Genomic DNA, 21,486 nt, shown 5'->3' with positions numbered 1-21,486 from the left:
AATGGACTAGCTATGAGCGATCATTCAAAGGATCAAATTACAAATTCGCAAGCAGCCGTCATACTCGTCAACTATATTCTGGCAGCAGGCATCCTCACTTTGCCCCGTACCTCTGTCGAGAAGGTAAAAACACCAGATGTATGGATTAGCGTGATTATCGGCGGTCTAATCACCATGATCGCAGGGGTCATTATCGTGAAACTAAACCAACGGTATCCCGAAAAAACCTTTTATCAATATATCGGAGAAATTGTGGGGAAGTGGGTAGGCGGGCTGCTTAGCATCCTAATTATCGCTTATTTCTTCACCATATCTGCCTATGAAGTCAGAACCATGGCCGAAGTAACCGGCTTTTTTCTGTTGGAAGGCACCCCCACCTGGGCGATCATCATGCCCTTTATGTGGATAGGTCTGTATCTCATCATAGGCGGAATAACTCCGCTCGCCCGACTGTTCGAAATGATCTTCCCTGTGACGATTATCATCTTTTTACTCGTTGCCTTTTTGAGCCTCGGCATATTTGAGTTCAACAATCTGCGCCCCGTGTTAGGACTCGGAATTGTACCTGTGCTAAAAGGGATAAAAACGACCTCTCTCGCCTTTCTCGGTGCGGAAATTATGCTGCTTCTTGTCGCATTTATGAAAAAACCGGAGAAGGCTGTAAAAGTCGTTCTGATCGGGGTCACCATCCCTATGGTCTTCTACGTCATCACCGTCGTCATGGTGATTGGAGCCTTATCCATCGATGGAGTGACCACGAGAACATGGCCAACACTTGAACTTATGCGAGGCTTTGAGATCCCCGGCTTGATCTTTGAAAGGTTCGAATCTTTTTTGCTTGTGATATGGATTATGCAAATCTTCACCACATTTACGATCACCTACTATGCCGCCGCTCTAGGACTGTCGCAGCTTTTCAAGAAGGACATCCAGCCCTTTATATATGGATTATTGCCGGTTATTTATGTGATTGCCATGATTCCAAAAAACATCAATGACCTATTTCACATGGGGGACATGGTCGGCAATGTCGCGTTGCTTTTATTTGCTGTATTGCCTCTGACTCTGCTTTTCTTATCGAGACTGAGAGGTGGAAAAGCATGAATAATCAGCGTATGCGACTGCTGCTCTGCTCACTGGTCATTCTTATCTCTCTGCCGCTTGCAGGGTGCTGGAGCAGCAAAGAAATCGAGAATTTGGGCTTCATTGTAGGCACTTCATTGGACTTGGAGACAGCAGCCACCGACCATAACCGAAATCTGCTTACCATAACGAATCAATTTCTAACCTCAGAGACCGTTGGCGCAGGCACCAAAGAGGGCAAAACTCATCAAAAAGCATACAAAAACATATCGGAGACGGGAGATGCTGCCCTTCCCACCTTGCGCAATATGATCTTGAGAATCGACAAGCGTGCTTTTGCTGAGCATTCAAAAGTACTTGTTATTGGAGAGAATCTTGCACGTACCTTGAATCTGCAGCAGACTCTGGATTTCTTTATCAGGGAACAAGAGATGAGACCAAGCGGACTGATCCTGATTGCCAGAGACCGGGCAAGCCTTACACTGGAATCGAAGAACCCCATTGATATCCCGGCCTTTCAACTCCTCGAAATGACACAAGGCCATGACAGAACGACAAAAATATTGCCCCCAATGACTCTTACCAAAATTCAAGGGAAGCTGAATTCTGGCGCCAGCTTTCTATTGCAAAGCGTGAGCTCGATTAAAGGGGAAATCAAATTTACAGGCGCTGCCGTTATTAAAGGAAAGACCAACAAACTGGGCGGTTTTTTGAATGAAGAGGAATTAGAGGGCTTAACGTGGATATCCGGCAAAGGAAAAGGCGGTTTGGTTAGAGGTTTTGATGAAGAAACAGGCCTGCCCCTTGTATACGAAATCCTGTCCATGAAAAGCGTTATTAAATCTAATGTTGAAGGGGACCGCATTTCATTCGATGTCCTAATCGAGTCTGAAGGAAGAATTGCTGAGCATTGGGATGTCTCGGAGAAGGAATTTGAGAACGGGTACTTGAAAAGAGCTGAGCAAGCTTCTGAAAAAGAGGTTGAGCGTTTAATCAAAAATGTCCTGAACAAAATACAACATAAGTACCAAGCAGACGTATCCGGATTCGGCAACCGTTTGCGAATCGAACATCCTCGTGTGTGGGAAAAGGTCAAGCGTGATTGGGATCAAACCTTTAGCGAGGTTCCCATCCATTGCGAGGTGAAATTAACGATCAAAGACTACGGAACATCCGATCATTGAAGTTTGATTTAGGTAGCATGAATGGACTGCTCTAGCATCCTATGATTATCGTTCCCGAGCAGGATCATCCCTTCAACATTCGCACCGCGAATGCCGTTCATGCCAAAATCGCACATTCAACCAAAATTGTGATGCAAGGCTGCGGCCATCTTCCATTTGTCGAGGAGCCGGAGGCGTTCAATCAATATGTAATTCATTTTCTGTTTGGATAATTGTCCTAAGATATGACCGTTTTCTCATAAAAGAGAGCATCCATATGGATACTCTCTTGTCCATTCCCTCTGAAGATCGCTTGCTTCATTTCCCTTGATCCATTACAAGCTTGGCCTCATCTTCTTTTGCCTCAAGGATCTCATTCTCCATATAATAGTCCTTCAATTCATCTTGGGCGCTCTGCTCGGTTAACGGCACCTTGTGGCGGTAAGCGGCCCGGCAGATCACATGGGCAGCCACTGGAGCTGTCAGAAATACAAAGAAGATTCCTAAGATGAGGCGGATGCTGAAGAACTTGTCGGTAATTAAAAAATACAGCAATGTTCCAACGAGCGCGCACAACACGCCAAGCGTAGAACTTTTAGATGCAGCATGAGATCTGGTATACACATCAGGCAATCGCACATTCCCTATTGCGCTGATCAAGCTGAAGATAGCGCCAATAAGGATGAGAATCGCCCCGATTACTTCACCGCTTCCGCTCAATCACAACACCTCTTTCAATAAATCTGGCAAAGGCAATCGTTCCAATAAATGACAAGATTCCAATCAATAAGATGAGATCAAAAAAGGCATGAGTGTGCAGCAGCACGGAGAACACGGCAATACTGGCGATCAGATTTATACCGACGGAATCCAGCGCTATAACCCGGTCCGCACTGGACGGCCCTTTTATAACCCGGTACAAATTGGCCAGAATGGCCAGCATTAATATACCTAATGCAGTAATCAACACCGTCTCAAATATCATTTTCTCGTCACATCCTTTATCGCCTTTTCAAAAACAGACTTTGATTTTAAGACCGATTCCTTCGATTCGGGCATGTTCAGACCGTGGATGTACAGCGCCTTGGAATCAGGGCTGACCTCCATGACGACCGAGCCTGGCGTTAGGCAAATTAATAAGGATAGGAGCGTGATTTCCAAATCCCCCTCCAAATCCGTTTCTACCTTGAAAATGCCTGGTTTGACATCAATTTTAGGACGGAGTACATGCTTCATAACCGCCACCGCAGACGTATTCAGCTCATGGATAAAAAGAATGAACAGCTTGCCGATTGCAGCTAGCGTAAATAGATAAAACCGTTTATTAAAGAAGCGGCGGATACACAGTAAAATAATCAGACCGACTAAGTAACCGCTGATAAAGTTTAATATGGTCATTTCCTCTTGCAGAAACATCCACAAGTAAGCAATGAATATGTTGAGTAGCACCTGAACGGGCATGGCTGTTTCCCCCTTTATTCAAACACGGCTTGAATATATAAATTTGGATTCAGCAATTCCTCCGCAGCTTGAGCCACATAACCCGTAATCGCCTCAGCGCCGATTCCCAGGGCCACACTAGCCACCGTCAATAGAGCGATCGGAAACAACAAACCTTTCGTCGTCCCCTTCTCCTCTTCTACACTCAGAATCGTCTCACCCCAAAAAGCGTTCATAAACAGTTTGGTCATCGAATACAGAATGAGCAAGCTGGCCACCAGACCGATTACGCCAAGCCAGTAATACCCTGCTTCAAAGACGCCTTGCGTCGTAAATACTTTGCCAAGAAAACCGCTTAACGGAGGAATTCCAACCATAGACAAAGCTGCAATGAAGAACATCCAGCCTAATTGGGGGTGAAGCCGGATCAAGCCGCTAATATTTTTCAAATCGCTTGTTCCCGTGAGATGAACAATCGTTCCCCCTATCAGAAATACAATCGCCTTAATCAGGATGTCATGAATCAAATAATAAATAGAACCCGTTATGCCGGCCGATGTCAATGAGACAAGTCCAGCCATAATAAATCCGACGCTTATGATCACATTGTAGGTTAATATTTTTCTCAGATCCGAATAACCGCTCGCACCGAGTCCGCCTAATATCATCGTAATGGCGGCTAATATCCCGATAAACAGATGGGTAATCTGTGGTTCGTGATAAAAAACGAGTGTAAACATTCTGAAAATGGCATAGATCCCTACCTTAGTGAGCAACGCGGCAAAAATAGCTGCGATTGCCGTTGGCGGTACGCTATATGATCCGGGCAGCCAGAAATAAAGCAATAATCCCGCCTTCATGGCGAACACGATCAGGAATAATAATGCGACAGTGGTTATTAACCCATCCTGGCCAATCTCTGCGATTCGAATCGATAACTGGGCGAGGTTCAATGTGCCCGTCATCGAATATAAGTAAGCAACGCCGATCAAAAAGAACGCCGATGCAATAATATTCGTAAAAATGTATTTCAGCGACTCGCGAAGCTGCCTCTTGGCTCCCCCCACTGTAATCAATACATAGGAAGCAACCAAAAACACTTCAAAACAGACATATAAATTAAACAAATCCCCAGTCAAGAACGAGCCGTTGACACCTGTGATCAAAAACAAAAATAAAGGATAGAAATAAAGTTTTTCTTGCCTTCGCCCAATCGATGAAAAGGCATAGATCAGGCAGCCTGCCGAGACAATAGAGGTAGCGAGCAGCAGCAAAGCGCTGAACATGTCACCCACTAAACTAATGCCGTAAGGCGCTTCCCAACCGCCTAATTGCAAGGTTTGAATACCGCCATCTCTGATCTGATTCATCAATAGAACCGAAGTGACAAGGGTGGCTAACAACGCGACCAAACTAAGAATCCGCTGCAGCATTATATTTTTTTGGAATATAATGAGGACCATTCCAGTCAACAGAGGAATGATTATCGGCGCGATCAACAAATTATTCATGCTCATTTCCCCTTAATTGCTCCATGTCATCCGTCCCGAAGCTCTGATAGGCGCGGTAACATAAAACGAGTACTACCGCTGTCACGGCAAAATTAATGACAATTGCAGTTAACACTAATGCTTGAGGAAGCGCATCAGCAAAACCTGCGGCCTTCTCTCCCAGCAGAGGGGCGCTCCCCGTCTTCAGCCCGCCAGAAGTTATGATCAACAGATTGACTGCGTGACCCACGATCGATACACCGAGGACAATTCGCAGCAGTTGCTTAGATAGAATCAAATAAGTTCCAATGGATACCAAAATACCGACAAGTATGACCATGAGTGTCTCCATATTAGCGGTCCTCACTTATGCTTAGAATAATATTGACTGCGGTGCCTATAACAGCTAGAGCGACTCCGGTATCAAAAATCAAAGCAGACGCGAGTTCGGTATTTCCGAATATAGGCAAGTCATAATAACCAAAGGCCTGGGTTAAAAAAGGTTGGCCAAATACCACGCCTGCCATTCCGGTTCCAATCGCAATCAACACGCCGATCGCCGCAAGCTTTTTGAAATCGACTCGTATATTTTCTCTTACCTTCTCGATTCCAAAAGAAAGATACAACAGGACAATAGCTGACGCGGTACTAAGTCCCCCAATGAATCCCCCTCCCGGATGATGGTGACCATTCATGAACAAATAAATCGAGAAGGTCGATATGATCACGGCAGCCACTCGAGTTACACTTTTCAATATCACATCATTCGGTTTCATGTTGTTCCCTCCTTTTGGAACGTTGATGAACCAATATATACACCCCTAGCCCGGCAATGGCGAGCACGGATATTTCCAGCATGGTATCGAAACCGCGGAAGTCCACTAGTATCGCGTTAACAATATTTTTGGCGCCCGCCAGTTCGTAGGCATTTTCAAAAAACGTTGAAATCGGTTCAAACAATTTATGTCCATTCGCAGACAATCCGAGCAGGGTCACCGTTAAGCCCATCGCGATCGAAATAACCAGATTCGTTAATTTGAAAGGAATACGCTCAATGCTTTTCTTCAGCTTCGGCAAATGGTAGAAGCATAGCAGGAACAGAACCGTTGTCACCGTCTCCACCACCATTTGCGTCAAAGCCAGGTCAGGCGCCCTAAAGATGACAAAGAACATGGAAACCATATAACCTAAAGCCCCTAGAGCAACAATAGCTACGATTCGATTGCCGGCGAATAAGACAGCCAGTGCGGCGATTACCATCGCAAGCACAAGCCCCGCATCAAAAATACTGATAGCTGCATTACTTGCGAAATCAAACTGAATACCGTGGAGCAGCAGAAGCGAACTTAGCAATACAATGACAAAGAAAGAAAAAATGTAGATCAGATAATGTCTGAGCGAGCCTGTCATATACCGATTCGTCAGAGATGCTGAGAGCCTCTCCATACCCGACAAACTCTGATTGTACCAATGATTCAACGTGAATCCCTGCGTATAATTTCGCAAGGCCTGAATCCACCGCTCCTTTGTTTTGAAGAGCAGGATGCCAACAACAATGACACCGATCGTCATCACGAGCTCCATGTTCAGCCCATGCCATGCGCTAATTTTCAGGTCGTATGGAGAAGTCGGCATCATAGGCAAAATAGCGGTTAATGCCGGTGTGAGAATATACTTTCCAAGAACATTCGGGAAGAAAAAGATGAATATGACGAGTAAACCCAAAACGGCCGGTGAAAACAGCATTCCCCAAGGCGCTTCATGCACTTTTCGCGTCAGTTTTTCAGGGCGATATTTTCCTCCAAAGGTTTTGAATACAAAAATCATGCAGTAGACGAACGTCAATATGCTGGCTACCCAAGCAATGATCGGGAACAGGAGACCGATGTTACTCAAACCGAAAATGCCGGCCCCGGATACATCATTCACCGCCGCAAAAAACATTTCCTTACTCAAAAATCCGTTAAACGGCGGCAACCCCGCCATAGAAAAGCCGCCAATTACAGCGATCGTGAATGTGATCGGCATCACCTGCATCAAACCGCCTAAGTAGCGAATATCACGCCGGCCTGTCTCATGGTCAATGATACCTACAACCATAAACAAACTGCCTTTGAAGGTCGAGTGATTAAACAGATGGAATAGGCCGGCAAATGTCGCAACCGTAAAGATAGTGCCACTATCGCCAGGTCCAAAATAGATCGCTAAGGAACCGACCCCAAGCAGGCACATGATCAGTCCCAATTGGCTAATTGTTGAATATGCTAGCATTGCCTTTAGATCTGTCTGTCTCAGCGCAGTCAAAGAACCATAAAGCAGGGTAACGAGACCAATGCCGGCCACAAGCCAGAACCACACGGAGCTGCCCCCGAAAAGCGGTGTCATGCGAGCCACCAAATAAATGCCGGCCTTGACCATCGTAGCCGAGTGAAGATAGCTGCTGACCGGGGTTGGCGCCTCCATCGCGTCCGGCAGCCAAATACCAAACGGGAATTGCGCGGATTTCGTAAATGCGCCAAGCAAAATGCATAGCATGGCAGGAATAAACAACGCATGGCTTTGGATAACGTCCAGGTTAGCGATCATTTCCCGAATGCTGTACGTATCCGCCATCATGATCAGCATAATAAATCCGGCTAACATGCCGAATCCGCCAAGGACAGTAATGAGCATCGCCTTTAAGGCGCCTTGGCGAGAACTCTTGCGCTCGTACCAATAGGCTATTAATAAGAAGGAAGAGACACTGGTTAACTCCCAGAACCCGTACAGAACCAAGAGGTGATCCGAGAATACGACCCCCAGCATCGCGCCCATGAACATGAGCAGGTAGACATAGAAGCTATGGAGAGCCTCACGAACCTTGGACATGTAAAAAATAGAATAAATAATGACCAAGGTACCGATACCGCTAATAAGCAGACCGAATAACAGGCTAAGCCCATCTACGTAGGAGATAAAATTCAAATCGAGGGATGGAATCCAGGATAATGTGTATTTATAGGTGTTCCCAGACGCAACACCAGGTATATACTGTATCAAGTAGATAAAAATAGATAGTGGTACAAGTAAAACGAACCATCCCGTATGTACCAGGCGATTGAAATACTTATAAAGTAGGGGTACAAGCACTGCACTGATCAACGGGAGAAAAATAAATATAAAGAATATACTCAAGTGCACTCCTCCTATTCATGTCTTCTGCTTCCTTGACTCTTGTCGTAACTTCAACTATAGTCTTACATAATAATCGAGACCTAGAGGTGAAATATTTAAAATGAACAACGTGTTTAATGAGAGCATTCTTGTTTGCGTTTATTATGGTCCCAATGGCGCGAGACTAATCAAACGCGGTTGTGCAATCGCTAATTTGATGAAATCTCCGCTATATATATTGACCATTGATCCCAAGCCATTCGACGAGCTGGATGCCGAAAAATTATTCTATATCGAACAATGGAAAGAATATGCCCACTCTCATGCAACAGCCCAATTTATTATGAAGGACAATGAAAGCCGCCCTGTCTCTAAGGTCATTGCAGAAGTAGCCAGAGATAACAACATTACACAGATCATTCTTGGTCAGACGGCGCACAGCCGATGGGAACAAATTACGAAGGGATCTATCATTAATGCCTTAGTACGCGAGATCCCATTTGTCGATCTGCATATTGTTTCCGTTGCCCGTTATATTCGGGATGAAGAAGGTATATATGAAAAGGGAGTTCGTGCTTATTTGGTCAAAGATGGGAACCATTATAAGCTAAGCTTCAATCACGAAAAGCAAACCGAATTTGAGGGCATTTTCTTCAAAGAAGTCGATACAGATTTCGATAACGGGATTTTCCGTTTTATGAAGGATGCCGCAACTTTAAACGTGCTCGTTAGTGACGGGATCGTCACTGAATTTAAAAACGTAGATATTTCTACAGCGATGGGTCTAGACGACTCGGCCGACTAAAAGCGAATAAAAGAAACTCCCCCTCTCCGCATGTATGCGGAGAGTTTTTTTATCCCTTCAAAACAGGATCATTTACAAATTGACATCCACTTGAATGGGTTTCTTCTCCGCTCTGTCGATTCCCAAATACTTCAGTGTTTCTGCCGTGGAATGATGATGAAATATCGACCTTAAGATAGAGATCGCTACTCCCCTATAATAAGCATGGTAACCAAAAGTCTTTCTCAGCGTATGTGTCCCGATTTTCTCACAAATTCCTATCTCCCTTGCCGAGTGGTTAATAATTCGATACGCCTGCTGACGGGTAATGGGACGACAATCCTTTTTGGATTTAAACAAATAATCCTCAGGTTTCCAATCGATGTTAGATAAATGCTCCGTTAGTATCTCATCGATCTTGCTGTTTAAGAAATGAGCCTTATCTTCTCCCGTCTTTTCATCCTTAATATAAAGAAACGGTCTCGCATTCTGGCCATCCCAAACGTCCTGTACCTGAAGATTCAGTAAATCAAGGAGACTAATCCCCGTGTTAATTCCCAGTACAAAAAGTAACAGGTCCCTTATAGAGTGTTTTCTCAACTCTTCTTTCATCGCTTGAATGGTTTTCAAGTCCCGAATTGGATTTACAAATTGCACAGAGAACCCCTCCGCTTAATGTTACTTAATTTAAGGTTAACAGATATTAAGTAACATCACAATAAAAAAATCGCTTCATTTTTATAAAAAAATAGTCAGTTAGCCGCATTATTGACGACATAGACCTATTCCAGTAAATAAAGAGCGACCTTCAATTAAATCCAAACCAGCCGGACAAGAATCTAAATCAACATGCTGGAGGAATGACGGCCTCCCTTACGTTTCAAAATAATAAAAGGAACTAAGCAGGCTTTTATCGAATGTTATAGCTTTCGGATTATGAATCAAGAAGGTGATGAAAGTGGCAAAACAAAAGGTTTATGTCGTATGGGCAGGCCATAAGCCGGGAATCTATACGACTTGGGCAGAATGTCAGGAGCAGACGAATCATTACACAGATGCGAAATATAAATCATTTGGCTCTCGTGAGGAGGCTGAACAAGCCTACAAGGATGGATGGCGGCTGCACTGGGGACAGAAGAGCACAGACAAGCCCGCCCAGAAGAAGCCTGCTTTAATCACACAGGATGCAATCGAAGACATTGATTGGGACAGCATCAGTGTCGATGTTGGCTGCAGCGGCAATCCAGGGATTGTCGAGTACAAGGGAGTAAGTACTCAAACAGGCGAAATTCTCTTCTATCATGGCCCTATCGCCAAAGGAACGAATAATATCGGGGAGTTCATTGCGATTGTGCACGGACTGGCCTATCTGAAGCAAAAGGGAAGCAAGCAAACCGTGTACACCGATTCCAAAACCGCGCTTAGCTGGCTCAAAAAGAAAAGTATCAGCTCCAGTCTCGTCCGGGACGCTTCGACCAAGGAAATATGGGAGCTGGCAGATCGAGCGATAAGATGGCTAGAGTCCAACACGTATGACAATAAAGTGATGAAGTGGAAGACGGAGATCTGGGGCGAGATCAAAGCCGATTTCGGCAGAAAATAATCGGTCATTAGACTGACCATCCTCATCAGCCTCCAAATAGAAACACCTTCAAGATTGAATCCCTGTCTCGTGACAGGCGTTCAACACTTGAAGGTGTTTTTCATAGCTTAATAGTAGGATTGATCATTGTCTCTTTGGCTTAGCGAGATCGCTTCGGCACCGAAGCCACCTTGGCCAAGCCTTCTTCCTCTGTCTTCAGTTGAGCGATCAGCTTATCGCCTTCGACGTCCAGGTTAGGCAGCATACGGTCCAGCCACTTCGGCAGCCACCAGGCTTTGTCGCCGAATACTGCCATAACTGCAGGAACGAGCGCCATACGGATAATAAACGCATCGATCAGAATGCCGATTGCCAGCGCAAAGCCGATTTGTTTGATCATAATATCATGCGCGAAGATAAAGCCTGCAAATACCGATACCATGATAACGGCTGCCGCTACGACCACACGGCTCGCCTGATCGTAACCGTCAATGACGCTTTCCTTGCCGTGATGCCCGTGTACATAGGACTCGCGCATGGAGCTGACCAGGAACACCTGATAATCCATAGCAAGGCCGTATAGAATACCGGTAACCATGATCGGCATAAAGCTCAGCAGCGGACCGCCCGTGTCAAAACCGAAGAGCGAATGCAGCCAGCCCCATTGGAACACAGCCGTCGTCACCCCGAATGTGGCAAGAACACTGAGAAGGAATCCGACAGTCGCTTTGATCGGTACGATGATGGAGCGGAAGACGAGCAACAAGATAATGAGCGAGAGAATGACGATAATGCCCACGTAAAGCGGGAACACCTCAGACAATCTCGACGACATATCAATGTTGATCGCGGTAAATCCGGTAACGCCAAGCTTGATAGCATGGGTCTTCACCATCTCGGAATCCGTATCGCGAAGCTCCTGCACCAGGTTTTTCGTCTCCGCATCCGTCGGCCCCGTCTTCGGAATCAGGCTAATAATCGCCATATCGCCCGTTTGGTTCAAGCCCATTGGCGTAACCATCGACACATTCTCATGCTGCTGAAGCTCTTGAACCAACATTCCAAGCGTCTCAGGAGCGAGCGTGTCAGAAGGCCCTTGAGGCTCGGCGACCAGCAGCAGCGGGCCATTAAAGCCTTCGCCAAACCCGTCTGAAATCGCATCGTAGCTTTGTCTTGCGGCTGTGTCCAGATTCGCGGTTGCGCCTGAAGGAATACCCATCTCCATCTTCGCTACCGGAAGCGCAGCGGCTCCCAAGATCACGATGACGCCAATAATAATGACCCAGCGGCCTTTCACCACCGACTTGACCCAGCGCTGTGCTGTTCCATTGCGAGGGTGTTTTGCCGCTTCCCTGCTCTTCGCGCGGGCCTTTTCCGAACAGATCCGCTCTCCCACCAGGGCAAGCAACGCCGGCAGCAAGGTTAAGGCAACAAGCACATTGACAAGAACCGCCACAGCCGCCACAAGCGCCATCGCGGACAAGAAGCCAATGCCGATGACGAGCATACCGCACAGGGCAATAATAACGGTTAATCCGGCAAAAAAGACGGCGCTGCCAGCGGTGCCAACCGCACGGCTTGCAGCTTCTCTAGCGCTAAGTCCCTGCTCCAGAATCATGCGGCGCTGGCGGTTTACGATAAAGAGCGAGTAGTCGATTCCGACAGCGAGGCCTACCATGAGCGCCAGAACTGGCGTGAGATCGGTCATATGGAAAATTTTAGAGAAAGCAAACGCTCCTCCTACACTAATGCCAACACCCATAAGTGCCGTCAGCAACGGCAATCCCGCTGCAACCACAGAACCAAGCGTCATGAACAATACGACTGCCGCAACAGCAATGCCGATGGCTTCTGTCGAGCCAATAGCAGGCTTGCCCATCAGCGAATCGCTTGGCAGTGCCAGGATGCCCGTGCTCTCGGCAGCTTTAGCCGCTTCGATGACGGAATCCGGCACCGAATCCGGCAGCGACATCTGCTGAACCGTGAACTGGAACTGGAACAGAGCTACGCTGCCATCAGTTGCGAGCATGACGCCTGGCACCGGCATCCCGTTCACCATGAGCGGGCCGAACGGAGGCAATTCGCCAGCGGCCGCCTCCTGATTCTGAGCTGCGTCGCTCCCCTGTGCTGCACCCGCTCCGGCAGCATCACTGCCGCCCGCCGCTCCTTGTGCTGCTCCTGCCAGGGCAGCGGCGTCGCCTGCCGCAACACCGGCTTTCTCAGCCAGTTCAATCGGATTAATGACGTATTCCACGTTGTATACCTTATTCACGGCTTCGATAATAGAGGCTAGACGCTCCTCCGTATCCAAGCGCTCGCCTTGAGGCGCCTTGAACAGAATGCTTGCTTGTCCGCCGGAAGCCTCCGGCAGCTCCTCTGACAGCTTGTCCAGCACCTTCTGAGATTCTGTGCCTTCGATTTTCATGTCGGACGTGACATGTATACCGTTCACCCCGAGTAGAGCGAGTACAACCCCGAGGATGACAATCCAGCTAATAATGAAAGCCCAAGGCTTGCTGTAAGCCGACTTGCCTAATTTGTACAAGAAAGTAGACATGAGATAATGTTGCTCCTTTTCATTCTGTAATCACAAGTAACGATAGACTAGAATCCTTGGCGCAAGTAGCTAAACATGGTATCCAAATACTGCTCGAACGTAACGGCGCCCTCCGTATCGGAGGAGGAGTGATCCGGGAGCTTTACATTCAGGCTGCCGTCCAGTAACGGCAAGATCGCTCCGTAAACAGCCCCTGTGAGAAGATGGGTGTAGCCTTCCGGGTGACGTCCGCGGGACAGCTCGGTTAGCATCTCCTGAGCGCTTCTCTGCAAGCCATGGAGAGCACTGAGTATATACGGCTCAAGCGTCGGGTGCTGCTTGGATAGTTGCACGAGCTGACGCAATTTGTGGAAGTGCTCCGTTGTCATTTGCATTCTTAACAATTGGTACAGACTATCAAGCGGAGACATCTCCTTGTCGAGTGCATCGATCCATTCAATGACTTCTTCCGCTCCGTTGAAGTTGACAGCCGCTGCCGCGACCGCTTCCTCTTTGCAAGAGTAATAGTTGGCGAAGGTTCTTCTCGAGTAGCCCGCTCGCTGGACGATCTCCTCCACGACGAAGCCATCCGGCCCTTTCTCCAGCGCAAGCGCAAAAGCAGCATCGGCAAGCGCACTTGCGGTAGCTTCCCTTTTCATATGGCGCAGACCAGGTTTGTTCATCATATTCCGATTATGTGTACACTCCTTTTCAAGATCATAGAAACAAGTGTATAAATGATTGCTCCTTCTTATTATTGCCCAATGAGCAAACTTGCACAATGAGCAACTTGTGAAACTTATGTGGCAATAGCGGCTGTTCGGATCATTACCTGCTCATTTTGCTCACAAAAACAAAAGCAAATACCTTAGATCACCTCCTGCGATCCTTGGCATTTGCTCTGTGTAGGTTTCCGGTATTCGCTATTTTTTGGCGGCTTCTTTGATCCAGGCGGCCAGACTGTTTATTTGCCCTTCGACCGCAATCGGATCACGGTACCAGGACTGATTTTCATTCCAAATGTACACTTTTCCATTCCGGACTGCAGGCAGATTGCCCCAAATCGGATCAGCTTGCAACTCCTCCAACGTCGAATATGTCGTCAGAATCAAATAGTCTCCGGTGTATTCGGGCAGCATTTCCAGCGAGAACTCAAAATAGGAACCATCCAACATATAATCGGGAATATTGGAAGGCGGATTCGCTCCCAATATCTCGTACATGATCCGCCCGCCGCGTCCGGCCTTCGGTCCGAATAAAAACGCCGTGCCATCATATTCCTGCATCACAGACACGGTCTCTCCTTCATCAAGCACCGCTTGCACCGCATCGCGTAATTCACCAGTCTGGCTCTCAAATCGTTCAATCCACTGTTCAGCAGTCTCCTGTTTTCCCAGCAAATCGCCAAAATAACGCATTTCCTCCTGAATGGACGCAAAACTGTTGTAAGGCATGGCTACCGTCGGTGCAATTAACGAAAACCTGTCCACTGTTTCCGCCTGAGCCGAATGCGTAACAATTAAATCCGGCTCCAGATCAAGCAGCACTTCCAACGATTCTCCCATAACGGTTATGCCGCTCAGCATTCCTTCCAAATATGGGCTTTCCATCAGAAGCGATTCGGACGCAATCGGCTTAACGCCAAGCGCCAGCAAAGTTCCCAAGTATGATGGCGCAGCCACACGCTGCGCAAGCGCAGGCACTTCCACATCGCCATTCGTCGCCTTGATGGTCCGCGTTTCAACGCTTGCCGATGTCAGCCCCGTATTCGCAGCATCCGTTGCGGTGCCGTTCGTGCTTTGAAGCGCTGTGCCATTATTTCCTCCTGTGTTGACCGACGATGCTTGGCAAGCTGACGCTGCCAAGGTCAGACATAATAACGCCATCGCCAACCATTTTTTTTTGCTCATTGCCATTCCAGTTCCCCCATCCAACTCTAATTGATAATGAATATCATTATTATTAACATGATACATTGCCGGATGAGGCGCCACAACGGACAAATCTGACCACTTCATTGCACTTTTTGAAACTGCATTGCGAAATTGCTTGCGGTATTGCCCCGGCGTAATCCCGGTTTGCTTCTTGAACATGCGGCTGAAATATATAGTGTCCGGGTATCCGACATAAGCGGCTGCTTCCTGTAGCGTCGCTGCGGTCTCGCTCAGCAATCTTCGCGCCGCGTCCATCCGCAGCCGGATGATGTAATCAAGCGGACTGCATCCCATCTGTTCCTTGAATCTTCGCGATACATACTGCGGCGTATAATTCATGTGCTGAGCCAACTGTTCCAAAGAGATCGTCTCGCGATAATTCCTCGCCAAATAACGGATGACCTGCTCGGCCAACGATGGGGCGCCCGTATGCTCCGTCCGCTCCAGCAATACCGCATGCGTGAATCGGATGAATTCACCTTTCGCCATTAGCCTTCTCAAGCCCTCGCTTTTCCCGGTGCTTTTTGCTATTGCTGTGCCGAGCTGTGAGTCGTTAGCGCTATCCTTCCTTTGCCACTCAGCTAGCATCGTTTCGAGCATCCCGAGCAATACAAGCGGCTCGGAAGGCGCCAGTCCCCAGCATTCCATAAAAGGATTGTCGGTTTGCAGCATCATATGAAACTCCCGCAAAGCCGTATCCGGCAACGAAGCTTTATATAAGACCATATAGACGTCAAGCGATCCGCCGGACTGGACCGTTATTTTCGTGCCTTTGCCCACATGCAGCAAATGGAACCGTTCCGACAGCCACACATGTTCATCGGCCCACAGCTCGGCATGTCCATTGGCCGAAAATATAAACATGCTTGCCGGCGCAACATAGTTGCGAATTTCGTCGCTCTCGCCTATTCGTCTCAAGCGAATATCCAACACCCTGACGATGACTTGATTCCATAAATGAATTTGCTCGATCATGCTCATATTCGTTGCGCAGCGGGCTTTATTCCCTTGGCCGCCGCCTGCCCCTTCCAGCACTATATTTTAAATCAACCTTTATTGATCATGATTATCAATATCATTTGAGCTTAACGATAACGAATGCCGTATCACACTGTCAAGTCCAACCGCTTCTATTCATTGGGTAGCATGGTTTATGATGAATAGATCTATAGCAAGTGAAACTATCGTACTGAAGGAGCTTTCTCGATGAAACAGACCAAGAACATCATCTCAGACAAGTGGAAAAGAAACGGAATTGTCACGATTGGCGGCATATTAATGGGGGCAGGAATTGCGGATTGCCTGTTCTCCTTGAATGAACTGGATTTAAACCAAATGGCCAGAGGATTGACGATTGCCAGCGCAGGGCTTACCATTCTGGTGGTCATAGACAACTCCAAAACGCAAAGGGAAGCCCAGCATATTCAAATCAATACTCAGCTTCGCTTAGAACAAGTAGAGAAAAAGCTGACTGCCATCGAGCAATCCCAACACATGACGGAAAGACAGCTTCGTGAAATAAAGGAACTGCTGCATAAGGCAAAATCATAATTTTTTCGCGCAAACGATTCGCACAAAAAATGCCATCCATATGGATGGCATTTTTTGTTCCCACTTTCAGTTTAAATACGGCTGAAATTCCTCTTTAGGCTAATCGATTGCCGGTGGAGTTATGCCTGTCGCTTTACGCACCTTACTTACCGCACCGTCAAAGCCTATTACAGTTACAACATAAACGTCGTATTCCGCAACCTGCTCCTCAATTGCAACTTCATAATGAAACTCCTGATCAGCTGCAATATCCGCATAATAAAAAGCTAGCCAGTCTGGATTCAGGCTTTCGAAGCCCGCCAAAATCTGCTCTGTTGTAGGAACAGCCGCGCCCTGCGGCACGACAACAATAAATACCATGCCTGATTGATTCGTCTGCACAAGAACGTTAATGCGCGTAGTTTCATCTATAGTGTCGGCATACGTTTTAGGATAACCATTAGCAAATTCAGGCCGTTCCTCTTCAGGAACGATAATGGTATAGCTGAGAGTTAGAATTTGGCTGCTTGTATATCCCGATTTCACGGCAATTGCCTTAATCGTTGTATCCTCACCGATAACCAATGGTTCTGTATAAAGCGTGCCGTTGCTTGCTGAAGGCGCGCTTCCATCCGTTGTATAATAAATCACGGCCCCCGCTGTTGCGGTCGTCAGCTTGATCTCTGTACCAGGCTCCACGCTTCCACTCTCAACACTCGCCACTGGCATTGCTGCTTCAGACTGCGGAATGTTCACCGTGTAGCTAACGGTAAGGATCGGGCTGCTCGTATACCCCGTTTTCACAGCTACAGCTTTGATCGTTGTATTTTGCTCGATCAGAATTGGCCCCTCATAAAGCGTTCCGTTGCTTGCTGAAGGCGCGCTTCCATCCGTTGTATAATATATCGCGGCCCCCGCTGTCGCAGTCGTCAGCTTGATCTCTGTACCAGGCTCTACGCTTCCGCTCTCGACACTCGCCACTGGCATTGCTGCTCCTGGCACAGCCGGAACGGATGGCCCAGGCTCCGCCGGTGTCGGCACCTGCGGACGCTGCGCTGCCTCCTGCTGCTGTCTTTGTTGCTCCAAAGCCTGCTGTTGCTGTTCGAATTTCAGTCTTTCGGCGTCCGCAAGCTGTTGCTTAAGCAACTCCGCCGCTCTTTTGGCTACTTCTTCTTGCCGCTTCTTGTTCTCCTGCTCCAGCCGCTCTTTTTCAGCCAATAGCTTATTCTTCAAGGCATCCAATTTCGCCTGCTGCTCACGCTGCTTACTTTGCTCCTCCTGCTGTTTTTTTCTTTGCTCCTCCAATTGCTTCAGTTTTTCCTGCTGCTGCCGTTGCTGCTCCGTTACTTGCATCGGAGGGACATTGTCCAGATCTATTTTGTTATCCGAGTTTTTATTGACCTCGTCGATTATTTCCTGAAGCCTTTCTTTATCAAGCTTCCCTTGATCGAGGGCTAGCTTGGCAAAATTCGCGAGCAAGTTCTCTAAATTTCTCTGGAATTGTTCAAGCTCGTAAGGAGACTGATTGTAAGGATTGTCGCCAGGGCTAGAACCTGCTGCCCCACTATTCAATTGTGCCAGCATCTCTGCATTCTCTTGATCGATTAGTTGTTTACTCCTTAATATCGCTTCAATGATAGAAGGTGAAGCTTGCTGAACGAAATCAGCTAGATCTACTAGTACAACTGGTTGATCGGTCACTTCAGCATCTGCCACCGTCAACTGCTGAGTCGGATATATGAAAACGGGATTCTGATTGGTTCCGCTGCCGCTTCCCTGAACAAGGCCGCTGCTTACAATTAGCCTCGAAGCTCCCGTAACCGGATCGACCCCCACAAAGAAATTCGTTCCGCGAACATCAGTCTGAGCCGTAGCGGTTATGATTTTGAAGGTATCCTTGGAGTCAACCAGCGGTGTTACGCTAGCTCCAATCATTCCGCTCCATAGAACAAGGCTCGTGTGCTTTACTTGCGACGCGCTGCTTAAATTCGAAATATACAGCTCCGAGCTTTCGTTAATCGCAAGCTCATCCTTGCGGTCAGCCGTCTTTAGGATTGCGCTTGATTTGAATTCAGTCATGATTCGATCACCGTGATGAAGGGTAACGCCATTATAGGCTCTATAGGTTAATGAACCGCCTGCCTGGCTTATCCATACCGTTCCTTTAATCTGGTCAAGTGTCGCCGTCCTCGAATGGCGATCCGCTGGAGGAAGTTGATTGACGGCTTCTGCTATTTCTCTCAAAATCACCGTTCTCGCATTCGGGTTCCATGCAACATCTGTCCCAAAGGCCTCACTGAAAAACCTTAGCGGGACATAGGTGCGGGCGGCTTTGATATAAGGGGCTGCCTCCATCTCCCACTGTTCTTGCACATCCGTTGCAGCATTCCCAGTCGCAATTACACGACTCCCGACCTGCAAATGAACACTTAGGTCTCCCTTAGTTAATTCAATAGTACGCTCGTTGTCATTGAATCCAACCTCGTAGCCCATATGCTCACTTAACGCTCTGACGGGAACCATCGTACGTCCCTGTACAATCTCAGGCTGCACGTCAAACGGAATCATCTGATTTTCGAATACAACCTTCACTCGGTCGTTTTTCGGTAAATCTCCCGGAAGCTTGTACCATTCAAGCTCACGAATTTGGTTGTTATAGCTGTCCGCAATGATCAAGTTGCCACTCGGCAATAGGGCTACATCTGTCGGATGGTGAAGCAAGTTATGACCGTTAATCCCGTCCACTTGGCCGAATTGTGCAGGCACACCGGCAATTGTGCTCACTTGTCCATTAACAAGATAACGAATGGTATGGTTCAAGCTGTCTGCAATAATCAGTCCTTGCTCTTCCGTTACGGCAATACCTCTAGGAGAATAGAAGCGCGCTTCTGAGCTGATACCATCGGCATAGCCGCCTGCAGCATACAGAGCCCCCTTTTCGTATACGGGCAGTTCTCCTTGGGACAAGCCTGCAGCCGTCGCAACTGTACCTTCAGTCAAATCGATATATCGAATGACATGATTTCCTGTATCGCTGACATATAAGTTACCTTTGTCGTCTATGGCAATGCTCGTAGGCTCATTAAACTTGGATTCTGACAACTTGCCGTCTGCATAGTCTCCTGCAGGAACCGCATAGCCAGCCGTAACCTCAATGACACGATCAGAAGGAGCATTCAAAGTGGTCACCTGTCCATCAGGCATTATACGGCGAATGGAATGATTCAAGGTATCTGCAACATACATCGTTCCATCCGCAGCAACGGCAACATCCTGCGGACGATAGAATCTCGCTGCTGAGCCTGCTCCGTCAACAAGTCCGAGAATGCCGTCTCCCGCAACGGTAGATACGATTCCGTCTTTTGATATTTTTCGGACAACATGATTTTCTGCATCCGCGATATAGACGTTGCCTTCCGAGTCCGTATCTATTCCAGAAGGACTGTTGAATACAGCGGATTGTCTGGCCCCGTCATTCCAGCCTCCGCTTGGGATTCCGCCTGCCTCCGTACCCAGCATCGCACCCGCATATGTAGAAACCTGCCCATTCGCAATTTGACGGACAAGATGGTTTTTGCCCTCTGCGACGAGCACAGAGCCGTCCTTCAACACCGTAATTCCTTGGGGCATACGGAAAGATGCCATAAGCGCCGCTCCATCCCAATCATCAAAATCACCATTGCCGGCAAAGACCGATACGCTTGTCAGAACTTCTTGCCCACTAATAAATCCCAATGAATCGATCGTTTCATTGCCTTCCGCCGAAACATGCGGAACTGCTGCCAGCACCAATACGGCTATTAGCAGATACATCATTGATTTCTTCATTGTCCTCGCCCCTCCGTTTGAGCTTGATTCGCAACCCATTGCTGCACGACACCCGGCACACCGTCTACAGCTGTTGGATAACGGAATTGAAACCCGATTTCCTTCAATCTTTGGTTGGTGAAATAGGTGTGAGCGGTTGCATATTCCGTTAACACCGGCCCCAGAATCAATTGACACAGCCATCTTGGAATTTCTCGAACCTTCCCTGTTACTTGCAGCTCCTGCTCGATCAAGCGCTTGAATGCCTTGGAAGACATGGGCATGTCATCACATAAGATATATCGTTCACCTGCTATACCTTGTTCGGTTAAAAATAGACAGGCACGCGCGGTATCCTCCACGTGAATAGGCGAAAAATAAGGTTCATACCCTTTCAGCGAATAAACAGGTTTCTTCTCATATAGCGGCTTGATGAACAGCTGCGGCATCCAGGAGTCAGGTCCGTATATTTGTGCCGGGAAGGCTGTTACAATCGGCAGCCCACGCTCCAAATACCGGTCCAGAACATGAACCGACCCAGCGATATATGGACCCCAGCCTTTTGGCTCACCATTATAGTTGCTGTCTCTTGGCACTTCCGAACCCGTATCGCCATAGAAGCTTGTCCCCGCAACATAGACGATTTTTTTGATCGTTGCCGGGTTTACATGGTTCAGGAGCCGTACCGTCATCTCATAATGACCCTTGCCAAAAGTCGTTGCGACCTTCTTCGTAACTTTCTCCCCCCAAGTAGGAGGCGCTGCAAGATGAATGATATATTCAGCCTGCCGAGCAGCAGCCTGCCAGACTCCGTCTGATTGAAGGTCGCCGACTATCGCTTCTACGCCTTTCGCTTTCAGTTCTCTGGCTTTCTCAGCAGAACGGGTCAGGACGATCGCTTCTTTCCCCTCTTTTATCACTTCATGAATCAGACGGCTGCCGACATATCCCGTGCCTCCGGTTATAAAAACTTTACTCACACCA

19 protein-coding genes are annotated in these 21,486 nt (G+C 47.7%); 6 read left to right on the top strand and 13 right to left on the bottom strand.

Annotated features, from left to right (window positions below; all coding sequences use genetic code 11):
* The first annotated feature begins 12 nt into the window (after nucleotides 1–12).
* The 3 genes from ACFVSO_RS22580 to ACFVSO_RS22570 are packed head-to-tail and all read left to right on the top strand — an operon-like array spanning nucleotide 13 to nucleotide 2,479.
* Complete coding sequence (locus ACFVSO_RS22580) at nucleotides 13–1,104, top strand: spore germination protein (protein ID WP_387477833.1); 1,092 nt, start codon at nucleotides 13–15, stop codon at nucleotides 1,102–1,104.
* Nucleotides 1,101–2,267 carry a Ger(x)C family spore germination protein gene (locus tag ACFVSO_RS22575; RefSeq protein WP_387477831.1) on the top strand — a complete coding sequence of 389 codons (1,167 nt, stop codon included), beginning with the start codon at nucleotides 1,101–1,103 and terminating at the stop codon, nucleotides 2,265–2,267. Before ACFVSO_RS22580 ends, ACFVSO_RS22575 begins: the two co-directional genes overlap by 4 nt.
* A gap of 41 nt (nucleotides 2,268–2,308) precedes the next feature.
* Nucleotides 2,309–2,479 (top strand): alpha/beta fold hydrolase, encoded by a 171-nt coding sequence (locus ACFVSO_RS22570; protein WP_387477828.1) that lies wholly within the window; start codon nucleotides 2,309–2,311, stop codon nucleotides 2,477–2,479.
* 85 nt (nucleotides 2,480–2,564) lie between these two features.
* On the opposite strand, the gene ACFVSO_RS22565 is transcribed toward ACFVSO_RS22570, so the two are convergent.
* From ACFVSO_RS22565 to ACFVSO_RS22535, 7 genes are read right to left on the bottom strand one after another with little or no spacing between them, the layout of a single operon-like run.
* On the bottom strand, nucleotides 2,565–2,966 hold the full coding sequence (locus tag ACFVSO_RS22565) for a Na+/H+ antiporter subunit G (protein WP_387477826.1): 402 nt from the start codon (nucleotides 2,964–2,966) through the stop codon (nucleotides 2,565–2,567).
* Nucleotides 2,950–3,231 carry a Na(+)/H(+) antiporter subunit F1 gene (locus ACFVSO_RS22560; protein WP_387477823.1) on the bottom strand — a complete coding sequence of 94 codons (282 nt, stop codon included), beginning with the start codon at nucleotides 3,229–3,231 and terminating at the stop codon, nucleotides 2,950–2,952. Before ACFVSO_RS22560 ends, ACFVSO_RS22565 begins: the two co-directional genes overlap by 17 nt.
* Nucleotides 3,228–3,707: a Na+/H+ antiporter subunit E gene (locus tag ACFVSO_RS22555; protein WP_387477820.1), complete on the bottom strand. Its 480-nt coding sequence runs from the start codon at nucleotides 3,705–3,707 to the stop codon at nucleotides 3,228–3,230. The genes ACFVSO_RS22560 and ACFVSO_RS22555 overlap by 4 nt, the downstream gene beginning before the upstream one ends.
* A 14-nt stretch (nucleotides 3,708–3,721) precedes the next feature.
* On the bottom strand, nucleotides 3,722–5,197 hold the full coding sequence (locus ACFVSO_RS22550) for a Na+/H+ antiporter subunit D (RefSeq protein ID WP_387477817.1): 1,476 nt from the start codon (nucleotides 5,195–5,197) through the stop codon (nucleotides 3,722–3,724).
* Nucleotides 5,190–5,528: a Na(+)/H(+) antiporter subunit C gene (locus ACFVSO_RS22545; RefSeq protein ID WP_387477814.1), complete on the bottom strand. Its 339-nt coding sequence runs from the start codon at nucleotides 5,526–5,528 to the stop codon at nucleotides 5,190–5,192. The genes ACFVSO_RS22550 and ACFVSO_RS22545 overlap by 8 nt, the downstream gene beginning before the upstream one ends.
* Nucleotide 5,529: 1 nt before the next feature.
* Nucleotides 5,530–5,952, bottom strand: a complete 423-nt coding sequence (locus tag ACFVSO_RS22540) for a Na(+)/H(+) antiporter subunit B (protein ID WP_387477812.1) — start codon at nucleotides 5,950–5,952, stop codon at nucleotides 5,530–5,532.
* Complete coding sequence (locus ACFVSO_RS22535; RefSeq protein WP_387477809.1) at nucleotides 5,939–8,350, bottom strand: Na+/H+ antiporter subunit A; 2,412 nt, start codon at nucleotides 8,348–8,350, stop codon at nucleotides 5,939–5,941. Before ACFVSO_RS22535 ends, ACFVSO_RS22540 begins: the two co-directional genes overlap by 14 nt.
* 100 nt (nucleotides 8,351–8,450) lie before the next feature.
* Between ACFVSO_RS22535 and ACFVSO_RS22530 the strand changes: the two genes are divergently transcribed.
* Nucleotides 8,451–9,134, top strand: a complete 684-nt coding sequence (locus tag ACFVSO_RS22530; protein ID WP_387477806.1) for a universal stress protein — start codon at nucleotides 8,451–8,453, stop codon at nucleotides 9,132–9,134.
* Between the two features lie 72 nt (nucleotides 9,135–9,206).
* On the opposite strand, the gene ACFVSO_RS22525 is transcribed toward ACFVSO_RS22530, so the two are convergent.
* Complete coding sequence (locus tag ACFVSO_RS22525; protein ID WP_387477803.1) at nucleotides 9,207–9,770, bottom strand: tyrosine-type recombinase/integrase; 564 nt, start codon at nucleotides 9,768–9,770, stop codon at nucleotides 9,207–9,209.
* Between the two features lie 301 nt (nucleotides 9,771–10,071).
* On the opposite strand from ACFVSO_RS22525, the gene rnhA reads away from it, so the two are divergent.
* Nucleotides 10,072–10,716 (top strand): ribonuclease H, encoded by a 645-nt coding sequence (rnhA, locus tag ACFVSO_RS22520; RefSeq protein WP_387477801.1) that lies wholly within the window; start codon nucleotides 10,072–10,074, stop codon nucleotides 10,714–10,716.
* 139 nt (nucleotides 10,717–10,855) lie between these two features.
* Here rnhA and ACFVSO_RS22515 read toward each other — a convergent pair whose 3' ends face one another.
* The 3 genes from ACFVSO_RS22515 to ACFVSO_RS22505 all read right to left on the bottom strand — a co-directional run bounded on the left by ACFVSO_RS22515 (nucleotide 10,856) and on the right by ACFVSO_RS22505 (nucleotide 16,200).
* The gene (locus ACFVSO_RS22515; RefSeq protein WP_387477799.1) at nucleotides 10,856–13,252 is read right to left on the bottom strand and encodes an MMPL family transporter; all 2,397 of its coding nucleotides are present in this window, start codon (nucleotides 13,250–13,252) and stop codon (nucleotides 10,856–10,858) included.
* Nucleotides 13,253–13,299: 47 nt separating this feature from the next.
* Nucleotides 13,300–13,917 carry a TetR/AcrR family transcriptional regulator gene (locus tag ACFVSO_RS22510; RefSeq protein WP_387477797.1) on the bottom strand — a complete coding sequence of 206 codons (618 nt, stop codon included), beginning with the start codon at nucleotides 13,915–13,917 and terminating at the stop codon, nucleotides 13,300–13,302.
* 237 nt (nucleotides 13,918–14,154) lie between these two features.
* Nucleotides 14,155–16,200: an AraC family transcriptional regulator gene (locus ACFVSO_RS22505; protein WP_387477795.1), complete on the bottom strand. Its 2,046-nt coding sequence runs from the start codon at nucleotides 16,198–16,200 to the stop codon at nucleotides 14,155–14,157.
* Between the two features lie 171 nt (nucleotides 16,201–16,371).
* Between ACFVSO_RS22505 and ACFVSO_RS22500 the strand changes: the two genes are divergently transcribed.
* Nucleotides 16,372–16,716: a hypothetical protein gene (locus ACFVSO_RS22500; RefSeq protein ID WP_387477792.1), complete on the top strand. Its 345-nt coding sequence runs from the start codon at nucleotides 16,372–16,374 to the stop codon at nucleotides 16,714–16,716.
* 99 nt (nucleotides 16,717–16,815) lie between these two features.
* On the opposite strand, the gene ACFVSO_RS22495 is transcribed toward ACFVSO_RS22500, so the two are convergent.
* On the bottom strand, nucleotides 16,816–20,523 hold the full coding sequence (locus tag ACFVSO_RS22495; protein WP_387477789.1) for a chitobiase/beta-hexosaminidase C-terminal domain-containing protein: 3,708 nt from the start codon (nucleotides 20,521–20,523) through the stop codon (nucleotides 16,816–16,818).
* A complete protein-coding gene (locus ACFVSO_RS22490; protein WP_387477786.1) occupies nucleotides 20,520–21,482 on the bottom strand; it encodes an NAD-dependent epimerase/dehydratase family protein in 963 nt (320 codons plus the stop codon). The genes ACFVSO_RS22495 and ACFVSO_RS22490 overlap by 4 nt, the downstream gene beginning before the upstream one ends.
* Nucleotides 21,483–21,486 lie beyond the last annotated feature (4 nt).

It is taken from the genome of Paenibacillus sp. NPDC057967 (assembly GCF_042887015.1).
GTDB lineage: Bacteria > Bacillota > Bacilli > Paenibacillales > Paenibacillaceae > Pristimantibacillus.
The sequence above is the reverse complement of the archived record's forward strand: the minus strand, read 5'-3'. Positions and strand labels throughout refer to the sequence as shown.